The sequence below is a fragment of the Rappaport israeli genome (assembly GCF_001888055.1).
Taxonomy (GTDB): Bacteria; Pseudomonadota; Gammaproteobacteria; order Cardiobacteriales; family Cardiobacteriaceae; genus Rappaport; species Rappaport israeli.
The window spans coordinates 30,168-45,782 of sequence record NZ_LXHZ01000003.1; the positions used below are offsets into that span (position 1 = coordinate 30,168).

The window sequence follows — 15,615 nt, forward strand, 5'->3', positions numbered from 1 at the left end:
AAAATGCCTATTGCTAAGTTTGATGGTGTGTTTTAGGTGTTAAAAACCAATGACAGGCTGAAGCATTTTGATATTTTTTAAATTGATATACCCACCGTTTTGGTGGGTTTTTTTATGGTTTTTTATGGGTTTTTTGGGAGTTAGGTGAGCAGTAGGCGCATGAGTTGGGCGCTGAGGTAGCCTCCGATGGTGCCGATGGCGTAGCCTAGGATGCCTAAAAGGACGCCGACGGGTGCTAGTGCGGGGTGGAAGGCGGTGGCGACGATGGGTGCGGAGGAGGCGCCACCTGTGTTGGCGTTGGAGGCGACGCAAAGGAAGAAGATGGGAGCGCGCAGGAGGCGGGCGAGCAGAAGGAGGAGGAGGACGTGGAGGGTAATCCATGCGGTTCCGATGAGAAGGAGGTTGAAATGGGCGGTGATGCCTTTTAAGTTAATTTGTAGTCCGATGGCGGCGATTAGGAGGTAGATGAATACGGTGCCGATTTTGGAGGCGCCGACGTGGTCGAGTTGGCGGGCGCGGGTGAAGGAGAGAGCGATGCCTGCCAAGGTGGTGAGGAGGACGAGCCAGAAGAAGGGGCTATGAAAGCTGTATTGTGCTGCCCAGCTGGTGGTGGCGAAGGTGTTGGCGATGTGGGTGCTTAGGGGGGAGGCAAATCCTGTGATGCAGTAGGTGAGGCTTAGAATGAGGATGAGGTCACGTAGGCTGCTGGGGCGGTTGTGGTGTTGGGCGGTTTGTTCGACGTTGGCAATGAGGGTGTCGAGGTTGGTGGTATCGGCTTTGAGCCAGCGGTCGATGCGTGTGGCGTGGCGGGCGAGGAGGAAGATGACAAATAGCCAGAGGGAGGCGTTGGTGGTGTCAACGAGTATCATGGTGCCAAAGAGGGTGTCGTCGACGTTGTAGAGTTCTTTCATGGCAACTTGGTTGGCGGCGCCACCTATCCAGCTGCCCGCAACAGTGGAAAATCCTTGCCAGAGGGTGTCGTTAGCAAAGAGGCTGGGGTTGATTTGTTTGTATGCCCAAAGTACGAGGGGCCCGCTGATGATAATGGTGAGGCTGGCGGCAAAGAAGAGGATGAGGATTTTCCAACCAAGGCTCAATAGGCGGGGTAGGTCCATTGAGAGGGTCATGAGGAAGAGGGCGGCTGGGAGTAGCCATGTGGCGCAGAAGCGGTAGAGGGTTTGGCTGATGTCGCTGGCGATGAGTCCGCTGGTGTTTAGTGCTGCTGGGATAAAGCAACATAGGACGATGGCTGGGACGATGGCGTAGAAGCGTTGCCAGAAGGGGTGGGGGTGTCCTGCGGTGTAGAAGATGAGTCCGATGATGCCCATGAGGACGCCGAAGGCGAGGGGGAGGGTGGTGATGATTGGGGTCATAGTTGGGGTGGGTTGTTTTAGGAGGCGCTATGATACTATGGCGATTTTTTTTTTGCTAGATTTTTTTTATTGGCTTTGGGAGGTTGTTATGGCGGATTCGGTAGCATTGGGCGCAAGGCAATTTGAGCGCGATTTGTGGGCGCATCAGCAGGAGATTACACAGGCTCTGACGGAGATTGATGGGCAGGAGTTTTTGGTAGATGTGTGGCAAAAGCCTGAAAATGCGCGTGGTTTGGTGGGCAATGGGCAGACGATGGTGTTAAAGCAGGGGGCGGTGTTTGAGCAGGCGGGGGTGAATGTGTCGGTGGTGCGAGGGCAGGCGTTGCCACCGAGTGCGACGGTGCGTCGTCCTGAGTTGGCAGGGTGTGGCTTTGAGGCGATGGGATTGTCTTTGGTTATTCATCCGCGTAATCCTTATGTGCCGACTTCTCATGCGAATGTGCGGTTGTTTGTGGTTAAAAATGCGCAAGGGGTGCAGGATTGGTGGTTTGGCGGTGGGTTTGATTTGACGCCGTTTTATGTGTTTGAGGAGGATGGGCAGTTTTGGCATGAGGTGGCGGCGGCGGTGTGCGCGCCTTTTGGGGTTGGGTTGTATGCGCAGTTTAAAAAGGCTTGTGATGAATATTTTTATTTACCGCATCGACAGGAGACGCGTGGGATTGGGGGGCTGTTTTTTGATGATTTTAATGCGTTGCCATTTGCTCAGTGTAGGGGGTTGGCTAATGCGGTGGCGCGTGGGTTTTTAACGGGTTATGTACCGATTGTTAAGAAGCGGATGGGGTGTGTGTATGGGGCAAGGGAGCGGGAGTTTCAGTTGTATCGGCGGGGGCGGTATGTGGAGTTTAATTTGGTCTATGACCGCGGTACTCATTTTGGGCTGCAAAGTGGGGGGCGTGTGGAGTCGATTTTGATGTCGTTGCCGCCAAATGTGCGCTTTGAATATGATTATATTCCTGAGGCAGGGAGTTCGGAGGCGATGTTGCAGGAATATTTGCAACCTCGTGATTGGGGGGTGGTATGAAGAGGATGACGTTGTTATTGGGCGGAGATTTTGCGCGTCCTATGGGGGATTATGCGCGCGTGGATGAGGTGGTGGCTGTTGATGGGGGGATGGCGCATGCGAGGCGTTTGGCGGTTGTGCCACAGGTGTGGTTGGGGGATTTTGATAGCGCTTCTCAGGCGCTTAGGCGTGAGTATGAGCAGGTGCAACAGTTGGTCTTTCCAACAATGAAAGCAGAGACGGATTTGGTGCTGGCGCTGGATTATGTGCGCGATTTGTGGGGCGCACGCGCTGGGGTGTTGTCGTTGGTGGGGGGCGCTTGGGGCGGAGTTTGACCATACGTTGGGGAATTTTTGGTCGTTGCCAAGGTATCAATATCCTGCTGTTGCTTGGGGGGTGCATAATCATGTGATTTATCTGCCAAGTGGTTATTGTGCGCATTTGCAGGGGGAGCAGGGGGCGCTGGTGAGTGTGTTGGCATTATCTTCTTTATCAGGGGTGAATTATTCGGGGTTGCAATGGGGGCTACAGGAGGCGGAGATTGTCCCGTTTGAGACGTTTAGTTTGCGCAATGCATTGGCAAAACCACAGGCGCAAGTCAGTTGGCGCTTAGGCGATGGCTTGGTGGTGATTGATGCAAAGATTACGCCAAAGATATCTGCGCTCTAGCATGGGAACTAGAGCGCAAGTGGGGGTTGTATGATTAGCTGGATTTAGGGGATTCGGTTTTGGCGTGGTATTCGTCGGTGGTGTGGTCGCTGAAGGGGTTGTCGTCTAACCATGTGCTTAAGGGGATGTCTAAAACGTCGTTTAGTTTGTGCTCTAGGATATCGATGTTGTTGCGATTGAGGTTGAGTAGGTTTTTGGGGGTGGCGAGAACTTGATAGATGCTTAGAAGGTTGTAGTGTTTGATGGCTTTTGTGGGGATATAGCGCGGGGGAGTGTCGGTGGTCATGGTTACAAGGTCGGCATTTTGTAGGCGATTTAAAATGAGATTAAGTTTTTTGGGGGTGGTGTGAATGGCGTTGCTGAGTTCTAAAATAGATGGAGGGGTTTTCGCATTGACAAAGGCGCGCGCAATCTCATTCATTGCCGCAAAGCCAATGAGGAGTTGTTCGTCGGCATACCAATTCTCTTCGCTTTCTGGCGATAGGCTATAAGGCATTTGCACGAGGCTGGCGACTTTGGCGCCCATAAGAAAGAGTAGCCATAAAAAATAGAGCCAAAATAATAAGATGACGATGGTGGCAAAACTTGAATAAATAACAGAATAATTGCTACTGCCTGCAATAAATACGCTAAAGATTAATGAGATGGGATACCAAAGCACTAAAAAGAATATCGAACCAGTAAAAGCGGCGCTCCAGCGGACTTTTAGGTTGGGAATCCATGCATAGGAGCAGGCAATAACAATAAAGACAAGCAATATGGGAAAGGCGCTGGTAAGGATTGAAAAGACGGTGCTGATGCCAGGATATTGTAAGAAGGGTTTAAGCCATGCGGCATCTTTGACGCTGAGCATGGTGGTCATGATTGCACCAATAATTAGTGGAGCCAGTAAGACGGCACTGATGTAACCTGTGAGGCGCGATTGTAAGGTGCGGTTGTCTTCTATTTTCCAAATGCGATTTAGGGTGTCTTCTATTTTTTGCGCAAGATTCATCACAGAAACAAATAAAAAAACAATGCCGACAATCCCTAGTCCGCCCGCTCTTGTTTGTCCAACAAATTCTATAAGATGAGAGGTGACTTGTTCACCAGCACTACCCATCGGTGCGAGTAGTTCGTTAAGCCAAGGCTCTATCAATCCCTCAACGCCAAAACCACGCAAAAGAGCAAAGGCAACCGCTAGCAGAGGAACAAGCGTTAAGAGGGTGATGTAAACCATTGCTTGCGCATCTTCTGGTAGTCGCTCTTTGAGATAAGCGCGGATAAGTGCAAAGGGGAAAAATTTTATCCAGCGCCAAGATTTTGCGCCACGATTATGCCAAAGTGTTGTCCAATATTGATTGATTGACATTTAATGCTCCTTCGTTTGTCTATGTAAAAGCCAAGCTTAAACAGATGGGCTTTTATTGCTAATATTTGGCGCTAGTGTGGTAGACTTTTGCCTCTAACGCGAAAAAAGAGGAAGAATATCATGGCTGATTATAAACATGTATTGTTGGTTACAGATTTGCGCGAGGATAGTGACCAGCTTTTTGAAAAAGCAAAGTTAATGATGGAGTTAGGGGAAAAAATTAAATTAAGTATTTTGCATGTGGTGCAGGAATCGATTTTAACGGCAGGTTATGAAATCGTGCCGATTGTGCCTGCAAGCGATGAATCAGAATTAGTTCAGCAAGCGCGTGGGAAAATTGATGCGCTGTTAACGCGTTTTGCCATCACAACCGATGCGGTTTATATTGAAACCGCGTTATCAACGCGGCGGGGGATTTTAGATTATGTGGAGTCTAATGCGCCAGATTTGTTAATTATTGGTCGACATACGCGTCATGGTTTGGCGGCTTTATTGGGTGCTACCGCAGATGATGTATTGCCAGCGGTTAATTGTGATGTGTTGGTTGTAAAATTAGGTGCGCCGGTTTAATGTCAGTGTTGTTAATTGGTGAGATTAATGCAAAAGCGCTGGCAGATTTACTGGCGCGTTTTGGTTTGCAGGTGCAGTTTGTTAAAAAAGGTGAGCCTATTGCGGGAAGTTATTGGGGGGAGCCTGAGGCTGGATTGATTGCAAATAATTTATATGTGCGCGCGGATACGCCAGTTCACTCGGCATTGCATGAGGCATGCCATTGGATTTGTATGGATGACAAGCGTAAAAAAACAGTGCATACAGACGCTAAAGGCAGTGTGATGGAAGAATGCGCGGTCAATTATTTGCAGATTTTATTAGCAGATGAGCTGGTGGAGATGGGACGTGAGCGGATGTTAGAAGATATGACGGCATGGGGATATAGTTACCGCGAGGGGGATGTGCGTGCATGGTTGTCAGGTGATGCGGCGGATGCTCGGCAGTGGTTGCTAAATGCTGAGATTATTGATGTGGATGATAAGGTTAACAACCTTAAATGTACGTTGGATAATCCTATGGCATACTGAGGCTAATTGTTTGTATTTACTTTAATTTTAAGGAGTTTTTCGATGAAAAAAATATTATTAACGGCAGCAGTAATGGCAGCAATGAGCAGTGCAAGTGCTTATGAATTAAAAAGTGAAGCAGAGCGGGTTGGCTATACAATTGGCGCTGAGATGGGGATAACTGTTCAAGGTTTTATGGGCGATGATGCAAGTGAAAGTATTGATTTTAATGCTTTAATAGTGGGGTTGCGCGATGCTTATGAGCAAAATGAATTGTCCTTATCTCCTGAAGAAATGGAAACTGCTATGCGTAATTTTGCTGAAAAGCGTATGGAAGAAATGCAGAATCGTCAAGAAAAATTAAAAATTGAAAATCTTAAAGCAGGTGAGGAGTTCTTAGCCGCAAACGCTAAAAAAGAAGGCGTGGTAACGACTGACTCTGGTTTGCAATATTTAGTGGTAGAAGAAGGCGAAGGCAGAAAACCATCTGTAGATTCAGAGGTTAAGGCTGATTATGAAGGGCGTTTGATTGATGGCACAGTATTTGATAGCTCTATTGAGCGCGGTGAGCCAGTAACGTTTTATGTAGGCGAGGTTATCAGTGGATGGGCTGAAGCATTGCAATTAATGCCAGTCGGTTCAAAATATCGCTTGTTTATTCCCGCGGAATTGGCTTATGGTGAGGCAGATTTAGGGAATATTCCGCCCAATTCTACTTTGATTTTTGATGTTACATTATTAGAAATTGTCGATGAGGTCGGCAATAGTGATTTTGCTCAACAAGCGCAGGCGACGATTGAAGAGGCAAAAGCCAATGCAGATATGGCGAGCAATCATGCAAAAGAAATCGTTAAAGAGACTAAAGCAGTTCCAACACCTGAATCTACTGTAACTGTGGAAGAGCAACGTGCGATGGAGCAAGTAGGTGAAGAGGCTCAACAAATTAAGTTAGATGCTTCTAAACAAGGTGATGCAACACCTAAGCAACCAGCATTAGACAAAATGGGTGATAACGCGACACAATAAGCGTTTTATTTAAGAGTCCCAACCAAAACCCCCATAGCGTGTGAAGTTATGGGGGTTTTTTATATTGATATTACATAGGGGTTAAATCAATAAAGTTGCTAAAAGTCATATAGGCTTAAATAATCCTTACATCTCTTGATTATAAATTGCGCTGAGAAGGGGGGCGGTTATTTAGGGTTTTGAGTTGATCGCGGATTTCACGCAATAGGGCGATATTTTCAGGCGGTTCAACTTTTTTATTTTCATCTTCGCTTTTAAGCGCTTCTGTGAGTTTATTCATAGGTGTGACGACAAACAAATAAACAGCGATGGCAATTAAGAAAAATTTCACTGTGGCGGTGATAAATTGCCCAATAGGGAAGAGTGTGCCGTTAAAAGTAAAGGCGATATTGTCAAAATTTGGTTCGCCAACCATCACAGCAATCAGCGGATTTATAAAACTTTCTACTAATCCATTTACTACGGAACTAAAAGCCGCACCCATGACAACACCAACAGCTAAATCAACTACATTACCGCGCGCAATAAAATTTTTAAATCCAGATAACATATGCACTCCTGTTTTTTAAGGTCACGCATTATAGATTAAATTGGGAGTGTGTTGTAATTCTTTGCTGTTGATAAAAAAGTATTTAATCTAGTGGATAGAGTTCAGGTTGGAGATTGAGTTTTTGATAATGTTGATAACGTTTGCGAGTGGCGTTAAGAACATTAGGCTCTTGAATAATAATTTCAAAGATGCGTTGACTCCTTTTGGGAATATCGACTTGTGGCTCTAGGCTTAGATTGATAATAATATCGGCTTGGTGAATCCGCTCAGGTGCAGTATAAAGAATAGCGGTAGTATCTTCATGTTGTTGGGCAAATTCACTTAAACAGTGTGGGATGAAACTTTCGGGTTTAAATGCCCAAAGTTGGTGGTTAAGCTCGGTACTTTGATTCTTATCAGCGCATAAAATGGCTACGCGCTGGTTAAGATTTTGTGCTTTTTCGACTAGTTTGCAGGCAAATTGAAGGCGCAAATACGGGTCATTTTTATGTTGGTAAAGATAAAAGCGCACCAGAGGGCGCGCTGTATTGGAATTTATCACAATGAATGGCGGGTCTGAGTAATAATTTCAAGATAGCTACGGCGCAAGGCAAGTACGAGAAAAGCAGGTTTGCCTGTGCCGATATCTTGCCCGTCGATATTAACCACAGGCGTAATGAGTGCGGTAGAGGCGGTCATTAATGCTGCATCAGCTTGCTTTGCCTCTTCGGGAGTGAATTTACGTTCCACTAGAGTTAGCCCTACTTTTTCAATGGCTTTAAATAACCCATGGCGAGTAATACCGTCTAAAATTTCATGGTTAGCGTTGCGGGTGATTAGGCGGTTGCCACGAATAATTGCGGCATTGCTGGAGCTTCCTTCGGTAATATACCCTAAATCATCGACTAGCCACGCATCATCAAAACCAGCATCTTTGGCAACCATTTTTGCCATAGATTGCGCCAGTAATTGAGTGGTTTTAATATCACGTCTAAGCCAACGGATATCAGGTTGCGTCATTACACGTAATCCTTTGCGCACCATAGGGTCATTGGCAATATCGCGCGTTTGCGTAAAAGCAACAATATTGGGGGTTAGGTCTAGAGAAAAGGTAAAATCACGCTCAGCGTTGCCACGGGTAACTTGTAAATAAATCATCCCCTCTTCTAGGGTGTTTTTTTTGATAAGTTCTTGGCAAATTTTTAAAAAATCTTCCTTGGGAAAAGTAATATTTAGCTCCCCTAAAGAGCGAGCCAAGCGACGAATATGGCTTTTGCATCAAGAAGTTGTCCTTTAAATACGGCGATAACTTCATAAACAGCATCCGCCATTAAAAAACCACGGTCAAAAATGGAGATAGTGGCATCGTGTTCGGGTAAATACTGTCCATTAACATAGACGGTGCGAGAGTGATTTTGCATACGAATTCCTAAGATATGGGGTTAATAATAGCGTTAGTATGAACTAGCGCATATTGGGTTTGTATAGTATACCTTTGTCTAAAAAATCTCTAGCATTACGCAACAAAGTTACGCCAATAGTGCACCTGTTATTTTTATTTAAATCCAACAGATTACGCAACAAAACAAGAAAAAAGCATTGCTAAAGTCAAAAAAAAGAGCAAATAAACGGAGACGGAATAAATACGTGCAAACGCAAGATAAAAAACTATGCCTTAACCGTTATTCGGAAAGCTTATTATGAACCTATCAAAATAAATTACAGAAGCTTTGGTACTTAACGATACAATTAACTCAATAATGGAGTTTGTATAAAGTATGAGGAATTTTCCAAATAGATTTTAAAATTCAAATCTATTTGGAAAGGGTGATAATTTTAATAGTGCAAGGATGCTTTGATTTAGTCGATTAAAATTAATTCGTTTACCTCGGCTTGGCGCGTGCGCATAATAACCTCCATCACGCGCTGAGAGGCTTGCTCAGCCGCTTGATAAACGTCTAATCCAGAAAGCAAATTAGCAATCACTGATGCCATAAAAGTATCGCCAGTGCCTTTAGCGTCCGTGTGATAGTAGGGATGCGATTTGACAACTGTGCCTTCATGGGTAGCGACAATATATTGCATCGTCCCTTCTATCCATTCACTTTCAACCGCGCTAGTGGCAATGACCCATTGCGTTTGAGTATTAAGTAGCGATTTTGCCGCTTCTTTAGCTTCTTCAGTGGTATGAATTTTACAATCAAGCAAAAACTCAAGCTCAAAATGATTGGGCGTTAGTCCAGTAGCTAGAGCACATAAATGCTCGCGATATTCAAGTGCCAAACCTTTGTCAACATACAAACCAACATCAATATCGCCCATAACAGGATCAATAAATATAGCAATGTCAGGATAATTTTGGCGTATTTTCCCTAACCATTGAGTCAGGATACGTGCTTGAGAAGGACTGCCTAAATAGCCCAAAATAATTGCGCGGGCTTGTTTTAAAGCTTGTCTTTCTTCTAATCCTTGCAGATAGCCACTAAACCATTCATCACTAATAACACCACCATACATCGTTGGATATAAAGGGGTATTAGAAAGCAAAACTGTTGGAACACCAGCCACTGTAAAGCCGCGTTGTTCTAAAGTAGGGATAGCGGCGCTGTTGCCCACACAGCCATAAATCACTTGAGATTGAATACTGATCACATCAATGGCAAGTGGTTGTTGTAAATGCTGATTATTTTTCATAGCGCTCCTAAAATAGGTGTTGGTTGAGATAATGTTATTTATAACATATTATTAGCAGCTATCATATCTTTTGAAGATAAAAAGATAAAAAGATAAAAAGATAAAAAAGATAAAAAAACGACCGCTTAAAAGCGGTCGCTTGGATTACAAAATTATATGCAATCTTATAAAGCAGCTTTGGCTTTTTCAGCCAAGCTTTGGAAGACAGACTTATTATAAACTGCTAATTCTGCCAACATTTTACGGTCAATAGCGATATTGGCTTTTTTCAAACCATTAATAAAACGACTATAAGATAGACCGTGTAAACGCGCGGCAGCGTTGATACGGATAATCCATAATTGACGGAATTGACGCTTACGGTTGCGACGGTCGCGATAAGCATACTGCCCAGCTTTAATAACCGCTTGATTGGCCACGCGGAAGACTTTGCGTCTTGCGTTGTAATAACCTTTTGCTGCTTTTAATACTTTTTTATGACGCGCTCTAGCTGTAACGCCTCTTTTTACTCGTGCCATTTTTTACTCCTTAACCAATCATTTGCTTAACTGCTTTTTGGTCACTATCGTGAACCATTGTCGTGCCACGTAAATTACGTTTACGTTTAGTCGATTTTTTGGTTAGGATATGGCGCAAATGTGAGTGTGCACGTTTGTATCCATTTTTGGTTTTTTTGAAGCGCTTTGCAGCCCCTCGGTGTGTTTTCATTTTAGGCATAATAAACTCCGCATTGTGTAGTTGCCATGGTTAAAATAACCGCCAATACAAGATTGACGTATGTAATAGAGTAAGTCAGTATAAAAATACTGGCTTACTTAGGCGTGCTACTTTTTGGTTGGCGCCATGACCATAACCATCTGGCGTCCTTCCATACTTGCTTTTTGCTCAACCACAGCTGCCTGTGATAAGTCAGCTTCGATGCGGTCAAGTAACGCACGCCCGAGGTCTTGGTGAGCCATCTCACGTCCGCGAAAACGAACGGTAATTTTGATTTTATCACCATCATTTAAGAAACGGTTCAGGTTGCGTAGTTTGACCTGGTAGTCTCCTTCATCCGTGCTTGGACGGAATTTGACCTCTTTAACTTGAATACGCTTTTGATTTTTGCGTGCTTCTTGTTGCTTTTTCTGTTGCTCAAAGCGGAATTTGCCATAGTCCATAATTCGACAAACCACTGGTGTGGCGTTGCCTGCAACTTCGACTAAATCTAATCCCTGCTCATAGGCAATTTCTAAAGCCTCTTCAACTGATACGACGCCGCGTTGTTCGCCATCGGCATCTATCAGACGAATTTCTTTTTCGGTAATCTCTTCGTTTACCCGTGTCTCGTTTTGCTTAGCTATTGCTAATCTCCTACAATTTGACTTAATTTTTGGTCTTTACGCGCTCAATAATTGTCTTGATTGTATCGTCTATAGATAAGACGCCGAGTTCTTTACCTTCTCGGGTGCGTACAGACAGTGTATTTTGCTCCTTTTCACGCTCGCCAGCTACTAATAAATAGGGGATGCGTTGTAAGGTGTGCTCGCGGATTTTATAGCTAATTTTTTCATTGCGCAAATCTTTTTCACAGCGAATATTATTTTCAAGGAGTTTTTGATAAACCTCACTAACATAATCTGATTGTTTGTCGGTGATGGGCATAACAACTGCTTGGATTGGGGCAAGCCATACAGGCAACCAACCTGCATATTGTTCTATCAGCATGCCGATAAAGCGCTCTAGTGAGCCTAATATTGCGCGATGAATCATGACAGGCGTTTGTTTTTCGCCTTTTTCATCAATGTATTGTGCGCCTAGTCGTCCAGGCATAGAGAAATCTAATTGCACAGTGCCACATTGCCAGCGACGTCCGATAGAGTCTTTGAGGGTAAATTCAATTTTAGGGCCGTAGAACGCGCCTTCGCCAGGTTGGAGGGTGAAGGTTAACCCTTGTTCTTCGAGTGCTTCTTTGAGGGCATTTTCTGCTTCATCCCAAAGGCTGTCTTCTCCTACACGTTTCTCTGGGCGGGTTGAAAGGGCAATTTCAATATCATTAAAGCCAAAATCTTTATAGATTTCAAAAACCATATTATTGCAGGCGATGATTTCTTGTTTCATTTGTGCACGACTGCAAAATACGTGGGCGTCGTCTTGCACAAAGCGACGCGCGCGCATCAGACCGTGTAGGGTGCCTGAGGCTCGTTGCGATGCACAACGCCAAACTCTGCCATGCGGATGGGGAGCTCGCGATAGCTTTTAAGACCTTGATTGAAGATTTGGATATGTCCTGGGCAGTTCATTGGTTTAATGGCGTAATCATGTTCATCGATATGGGTGGTGAACATGTTGTTGCCAAATTTATCCCAGTGCCCTGAGCGCTCCCAGAGACTGCGGTCGATGATTTGCGGTGCCATGACTTCTTCATAACCGTGTTGGCGGAGTTTTTGGCGCATATAATCTTCAACAAGGCGGAAAATTGTCCAACCTTTGCTATGCCAAAAGACCATGCCAGGTGCTTCTTCTTGGAAGTGGAATAAATCTAGTTGTTTGCCGATTTTGCGGTGGTCGCGCTTTTCGGCTTCTGCCATTTGTTCTAGATAGGCATTGAGGCTTTCTTATCACGAAAAGCGACGCCATAAATACGCTGTAAGGGGTCAGAGGTGGCATCTCCGCGCCAGTAAGAGCCAGCTAATTTATTGAGTTTGAAGGCTTTTATATGTCCCATATTGGAACATGAGGCCCACGACACATATCGAGATATTCTTGATGGTGATAAAGTCCGACGGTTTGAATGTCGTTATCAAAATCTTCAATTAGGCGGACTTTATAGTCTTCACCGCGTTTCTGGAATTGGGTTTTGGCTTGTTCGACAGGCGTCCAAACTTTTTCTACGCGGTAGCCAGTTTGCGCTAGTTCGTGCATGCGTTGCTCTAATTGTTCAAGGTCGTCTGGATTGAAGCGATGTTCACTGGCGATGTCGTAATAAAAACCGTTTTCTATAACTGGCCCGATGACCATTTTAGCTTCTGGCCAGAGTTGTTTTAGGGCGTGCCCGAGTAGATGGGCGCAAGAGTGGCGGATAATTTCTAATCCTTCTTCATCGCGCGCGGTGATAATGGCAATGCTGGCGTCTTCCTCAATGGGGTCGCTTAAATCTTGTAGGCGGTCATTGACGCGAATGGCGATGGCGGCTTTTGCCAGTCCTTCACCAATACTGGCGGCGATTTCTGCGCCATTTGTGGGTTTATTGAATTGTTTTTGACTGCCGTCGGGTAGGGTGATGGCGACCATAATTGCTCCTTTTCAGTGTTGACGCTTACCACACGCCAAATGAGGTTATCAGTTAGTTAGGCAAGGCGCGCTATTTTAGCGCTTATGCGTTAGATTACAAGTGCGCGGCATTTGGCGTTAGGATGAGGTTGTCGCGATGTATGAGGGTATCGCCGTGGATTAGGAGTTGGGTGAGTTCGTGGGAATGTTTGCCTATCAGCTGTTGGGTTTCTTGGGCGTCGTAGTTGATGAGTCCGCGGGCAATTTCTTTGCCTTGGGGATTGAGGCAGGCAACGAGTTCACCCCGTGCAAAGTTTCCGCTAATTTGCGTAACGCCAACGGGGAGAAGGCTTTTTTGTGCGCTGATGAGTGCTTGGCTTGCGCCTTGGTCAAGCCAGAGTTGTCCAGCAATTTGTAATTGACTGCCAAGCCATTGTTTGCGCGCTTGTTGCGGGGAGTTGTGGGCAATCAGGAGGGTGCCGATGGGCTCACCTTGACTTAGGCGGGTGATGATATCAGGTTGTGCGCCTGATGCGAGAAGGGTGTGGGTGCCTGAGTGCGCGGCTTTTTGCGCGGCAAGGATTTTGGTAAGCATGCCACCGCTACCGAGTGCGCTTCCTTTTGAATCGGCGATATCAAGTAAGGCGGGGTCGTGTGCATAGGCGGTGGGAATGAGTTGGGCGTCGCTGTGTTGGCGGGGGTTTTTATCGTATAACCCTTGTTGGTCGGTTAAGATGAGATAAGCGCCTGCGCTGACGACGTTGGCAACCATTGCGCCAAGATTATCGTTATCGCCAAAGCGGATTTCAGCGTAGGAGACGGTGTCATTTTCGTTGATAACGGGAATGATGTTAAGTTGGCACATGGTTTGCAAGCTTGAGCGGATGTTGAGGTAGCGTTGGCGGTCTGCGGCATCGTCGTGGGTGAGTAGGACTTGGGCGATACGAATGCCATGGGTGGCAAAAGCTTCTTGCCAAGCGTGAGAGAGTTGCATTTGTCCAACAGCAGCAGCGGTTTGAAGTTGGCTGAGTTCGGTGGGGCGGGTGTGCCAGTTGAGTTGTCCCATGCCAATGGCGATGGCGCCTGAGGAGACGAGTAGTACTTGTTTGTTGGCGCGTTGCAATGTTGCGATTTGTCCCGCCCATTGGCTTAAAACTTTTGGGTCTATGCCTTGTCCATTTTGAGTGAGCATGGCGCTGCCAATTTTAATAACCCAGCGGTTAACGTGTGGAAGTTGTTGGCGGTAGTGCTGGGCGTTGGCGGTTGTGTTAGAAAGCATTGCGACTGTCGTAATCAAGTTGTTCTAGGGTTTGCATGATGTCTTTCATTAGGGTGTCTGTGCCCATAGCGGTTTCAGCGGAGATGCTATAAACAGGGTCTTGCCAGTTGAGTTCGTCGATGATTTGTTGTGCGCGCTCTTGGCGCTCTTCTTCAGCTAGAGTGTCCATTTTGTTTAGCACCAGCCAACGTGGCATGTTGGCAAATTGTTGGTCGTATTTTTCAAGCTCACGACTGACTTGATGAAAATCTTGTATGGGATTTTGCGAATCACTCATATTTGAGCAGTCAATTAGATGTAATAGTAGGCGGGTGCGTGAAAGATGTTTTAAGAATTGATGTCCAAGCCCTGCACCTTCTGCAGCACCTTCAATAAGTCCTGGAATGTCTGCCATGACAAAACTTTGTAGCATGCCAACGCGCACCACTCCAAGATTAGGATAAAGCGTGGTAAAGGGGTAATCAGCAATTTTGGGTTTAGCAGCAGAAACTCGACTAATGAGGGTGGATTTTCCTGCATTAGGCAATCCCAATAATCCCACGTCTGCAAGCAACTTTAGCTCAAGGCGAAGGTAGCGTTCTTCGCCTGCAGTGCCTGGTTTGCTTTGACGTGGAGCGCGATTGGTGGAGCTTTTGTAGCGCGTGTTGCCCAGTCCGTGGAAACCGCCCTGAGCGACTAGGAGGGTGTCGCCTTCTTCAGTAAGGTCGCCTATGAGTTCGTTTGTTTGTTCAACAAAAACTTGCGTGCCGATCGGGACATTGATGTAGAGGTCTTCGCCGCTGCGTCCGCGTTTGTTACGTCCTTCGCCGGGTTTGCCACTTTCGGCTTGAAACTGCGTTCAAAGCGAAAATCAGCGAGGGTGTTTGTGCCTTCTATGGCGCGTAAATAGACGCTACCCCCATCGCCCCCATCGCCTCCATCGGGTCCACCAAATTCAACATATTTTTCACGGCGAAAGCTAACCACACCGTTGCCACCTTTTCCTGCGCGGACGTAAATGACTGCTTCATCAACAAATTTCATGTTTTCTCCGATGGGATGGGGATAAATGATTATATGGCACAGATAAAAAACCCTACGCTAGGAGTAGGGTTTTTATTAGATTTGAGCGCGATTTAAGCTTCAACTGGTTCGATGCTTACATATTTGCGTTTTTTTGCGCCACGAATAGAAAAAACTACTTTTCCTGCTGCTTTGGCGAAAAGAGTATGGTCGCGACCAATGCCAACATTTTCACCAGCATTAAATGGGGTGCCACGTTGGCGAACGATAATGCTGCCTGCATTGACAAGTTCACCGCCAAAACGCTTAACGCCTAAACGTTTAGACTCTGAATCACGACCGTTACGGCTGGAACCGCCTGCTTTCTTGTGTGCCATTGTAT

General features: G+C 45.9%; 16 protein-coding genes and 3 pseudogenes. 6 read left to right on the plus strand and 13 right to left on the minus strand.

Features of this window, described 5'->3' with window-relative positions:
* Positions 1–140 precede the first annotated feature (140 nt).
* The gene (locus A5N84_RS00355) at positions 141–1,373 is read right to left on the minus strand and encodes a DUF819 family protein (protein ID WP_072280834.1); all 1,233 of its coding nucleotides are present in this window, start codon (positions 1,371–1,373) and stop codon (positions 141–143) included.
* A gap of 88 nt (positions 1,374–1,461) precedes the next feature.
* Between A5N84_RS00355 and hemF the strand changes: the two genes are divergently transcribed.
* The 3 genes from hemF to A5N84_RS00370 are packed head-to-tail and all read left to right on the plus strand — an operon-like array spanning position 1,462 to position 3,042.
* On the plus strand, positions 1,462–2,394 hold the full coding sequence (hemF, locus tag A5N84_RS00360; protein ID WP_072280888.1) for an oxygen-dependent coproporphyrinogen oxidase: 933 nt from the start codon (positions 1,462–1,464) through the stop codon (positions 2,392–2,394).
* Between the two features lie 5 nt (positions 2,395–2,399).
* Positions 2,400–2,708, plus strand: a complete 309-nt coding sequence (locus tag A5N84_RS00365) for a motility associated factor glycosyltransferase family protein (RefSeq protein WP_158008598.1) — start codon at positions 2,400–2,402, stop codon at positions 2,706–2,708.
* Positions 2,638–3,042 carry a motility associated factor glycosyltransferase family protein gene (locus tag A5N84_RS00370; protein ID WP_143324759.1) on the plus strand — a complete coding sequence of 135 codons (405 nt, stop codon included), beginning with the start codon at positions 2,638–2,640 and terminating at the stop codon, positions 3,040–3,042. The genes A5N84_RS00365 and A5N84_RS00370 overlap by 71 nt, the downstream gene beginning before the upstream one ends.
* Positions 3,043–3,076: 34 nt before the next feature.
* Here A5N84_RS00370 and A5N84_RS00375 read toward each other — a convergent pair whose 3' ends face one another.
* A complete protein-coding gene (locus A5N84_RS00375; protein WP_072280837.1) occupies positions 3,077–4,393 on the minus strand; it encodes a YihY/virulence factor BrkB family protein in 1,317 nt (438 codons plus the stop codon).
* A gap of 120 nt (positions 4,394–4,513) precedes the next feature.
* On the opposite strand from A5N84_RS00375, the gene A5N84_RS00380 reads away from it, so the two are divergent.
* Genes A5N84_RS00380 through A5N84_RS12285 form a run of 3 tightly spaced genes read left to right on the plus strand, consistent with a single transcriptional unit; the run spans position 4,514 to position 6,477 of the window.
* The gene (locus tag A5N84_RS00380) at positions 4,514–4,963 is read left to right on the plus strand and encodes a universal stress protein (RefSeq protein WP_072280838.1); all 450 of its coding nucleotides are present in this window, start codon (positions 4,514–4,516) and stop codon (positions 4,961–4,963) included.
* A complete protein-coding gene (locus tag A5N84_RS00385) occupies positions 4,963–5,472 on the plus strand; it encodes a hypothetical protein (protein ID WP_072280839.1) in 510 nt (169 codons plus the stop codon). The genes A5N84_RS00380 and A5N84_RS00385 overlap by 1 nt, the downstream gene beginning before the upstream one ends.
* A 42-nt stretch (positions 5,473–5,514) precedes the next feature.
* Positions 5,515–6,477: an FKBP-type peptidyl-prolyl cis-trans isomerase gene (locus tag A5N84_RS12285; RefSeq protein WP_072280840.1), complete on the plus strand. Its 963-nt coding sequence runs from the start codon at positions 5,515–5,517 to the stop codon at positions 6,475–6,477.
* A 139-nt stretch (positions 6,478–6,616) separates the two neighbouring features.
* Here the strand turns inward: A5N84_RS12285 and mscL are convergent, their stop codons facing one another.
* The 11 genes and pseudogenes from mscL to rpmA all read right to left on the minus strand — a co-directional run bounded on the left by mscL (position 6,617) and on the right by rpmA (position 15,610).
* A complete protein-coding gene (mscL, locus tag A5N84_RS00395; protein WP_072280841.1) occupies positions 6,617–7,027 on the minus strand; it encodes a large conductance mechanosensitive channel protein MscL in 411 nt (136 codons plus the stop codon).
* Positions 7,028–7,109: 82 nt separating this feature from the next.
* The gene (locus tag A5N84_RS00400; RefSeq protein WP_332882097.1) at positions 7,110–7,568 is read right to left on the minus strand and encodes a DNA polymerase III subunit chi; all 459 of its coding nucleotides are present in this window, start codon (positions 7,566–7,568) and stop codon (positions 7,110–7,112) included.
* Positions 7,565–8,427: pseudogene (locus A5N84_RS00405) on the minus strand (D-amino-acid transaminase). Before A5N84_RS00405 ends, A5N84_RS00400 begins: the two are co-directional and overlap by 4 nt.
* Before the next feature lie 439 nt (positions 8,428–8,866).
* The gene (gene pdxK, locus A5N84_RS00410) at positions 8,867–9,700 is read right to left on the minus strand and encodes a pyridoxine/pyridoxal/pyridoxamine kinase (protein WP_072280842.1); all 834 of its coding nucleotides are present in this window, start codon (positions 9,698–9,700) and stop codon (positions 8,867–8,869) included.
* Positions 9,701–9,864: 164 nt separating this feature from the next.
* Positions 9,865–10,218: a 50S ribosomal protein L20 gene (rplT, locus tag A5N84_RS00415; RefSeq protein WP_072280843.1), complete on the minus strand. Its 354-nt coding sequence runs from the start codon at positions 10,216–10,218 to the stop codon at positions 9,865–9,867.
* Positions 10,219–10,228: 10 nt separating this feature from the next.
* Positions 10,229–10,417 carry a 50S ribosomal protein L35 gene (rpmI, locus tag A5N84_RS00420; protein WP_072280844.1) on the minus strand — a complete coding sequence of 63 codons (189 nt, stop codon included), beginning with the start codon at positions 10,415–10,417 and terminating at the stop codon, positions 10,229–10,231.
* Between the two features lie 107 nt (positions 10,418–10,524).
* Positions 10,525–11,043, minus strand: coding sequence for a translation initiation factor IF-3 (infC, locus tag A5N84_RS00425; RefSeq protein WP_143324760.1), 519 nt, complete (start codon positions 11,041–11,043; stop codon positions 10,525–10,527).
* 22 nt (positions 11,044–11,065) lie between these two features.
* Positions 11,066–12,973 (minus strand): annotated as a pseudogene (gene thrS, locus A5N84_RS12985) (threonine--tRNA ligase).
* Positions 12,974–13,067: 94 nt separating this feature from the next.
* Positions 13,068–14,231: a glutamate 5-kinase gene (gene proB, locus A5N84_RS00435; RefSeq protein ID WP_072280846.1), complete on the minus strand. Its 1,164-nt coding sequence runs from the start codon at positions 14,229–14,231 to the stop codon at positions 13,068–13,070.
* Positions 14,221–15,254 (minus strand): annotated as a pseudogene (gene cgtA, locus A5N84_RS00440) (Obg family GTPase CgtA). The gene proB and the pseudogene cgtA overlap by 11 nt, the downstream one beginning before the upstream one ends.
* A gap of 92 nt (positions 15,255–15,346) precedes the next feature.
* The gene (gene rpmA, locus A5N84_RS00445) at positions 15,347–15,610 is read right to left on the minus strand and encodes a 50S ribosomal protein L27 (RefSeq protein WP_072280847.1); all 264 of its coding nucleotides are present in this window, start codon (positions 15,608–15,610) and stop codon (positions 15,347–15,349) included.
* Positions 15,611–15,615: the final 5 nt, after the last annotated feature.

Excerpts from the sequence above, each read along its gene's own strand:
- hemF (WP_072280888.1), top strand. The coding sequence starts at position 1,462 with ATGGCGGATTCGGTAGCATTGGGCGCAAGGCAATTTGAGCGCGATTTG.
- proB (WP_072280846.1), bottom strand. The coding sequence starts at position 14,231 with ATGCTTTCTAACACAACCGCCAACGCCCAGCACTACCGCCAACAACTT.
- A5N84_RS00370 (WP_143324759.1), top strand. The coding sequence starts at position 2,638 with ATGTGCGCGATTTGTGGGGCGCACGCGCTGGGGTGTTGTCGTTGGTGG.
- mscL (WP_072280841.1), bottom strand. The coding sequence starts at position 7,027 with ATGTTATCTGGATTTAAAAATTTTATTGCGCGCGGTAATGTAGTTGAT.
- pdxK (WP_072280842.1), bottom strand. The coding sequence starts at position 9,700 with ATGAAAAATAATCAGCATTTACAACAACCACTTGCCATTGATGTGATC.
- A5N84_RS00365 (WP_158008598.1), top strand. The coding sequence starts at position 2,400 with ATGACGTTGTTATTGGGCGGAGATTTTGCGCGTCCTATGGGGGATTAT.
- rpmI (WP_072280844.1), bottom strand. The coding sequence starts at position 10,417 with ATGCCTAAAATGAAAACACACCGAGGGGCTGCAAAGCGCTTCAAAAAA.
- rplT (WP_072280843.1), bottom strand. The coding sequence starts at position 10,218 with ATGGCACGAGTAAAAAGAGGCGTTACAGCTAGAGCGCGTCATAAAAAA.
- A5N84_RS00375 (WP_072280837.1), bottom strand. The coding sequence starts at position 4,393 with ATGTCAATCAATCAATATTGGACAACACTTTGGCATAATCGTGGCGCA.
- A5N84_RS12285 (WP_072280840.1), top strand. The coding sequence starts at position 5,515 with ATGAAAAAAATATTATTAACGGCAGCAGTAATGGCAGCAATGAGCAGT.
- A5N84_RS00355 (WP_072280834.1), bottom strand. The coding sequence starts at position 1,373 with ATGACCCCAATCATCACCACCCTCCCCCTCGCCTTCGGCGTCCTCATG.
- A5N84_RS00385 (WP_072280839.1), top strand. The coding sequence starts at position 4,963 with ATGTCAGTGTTGTTAATTGGTGAGATTAATGCAAAAGCGCTGGCAGAT.
- rpmA (WP_072280847.1), bottom strand. The coding sequence starts at position 15,610 with ATGGCACACAAGAAAGCAGGCGGTTCCAGCCGTAACGGTCGTGATTCA.
- A5N84_RS00380 (WP_072280838.1), top strand. The coding sequence starts at position 4,514 with ATGGCTGATTATAAACATGTATTGTTGGTTACAGATTTGCGCGAGGAT.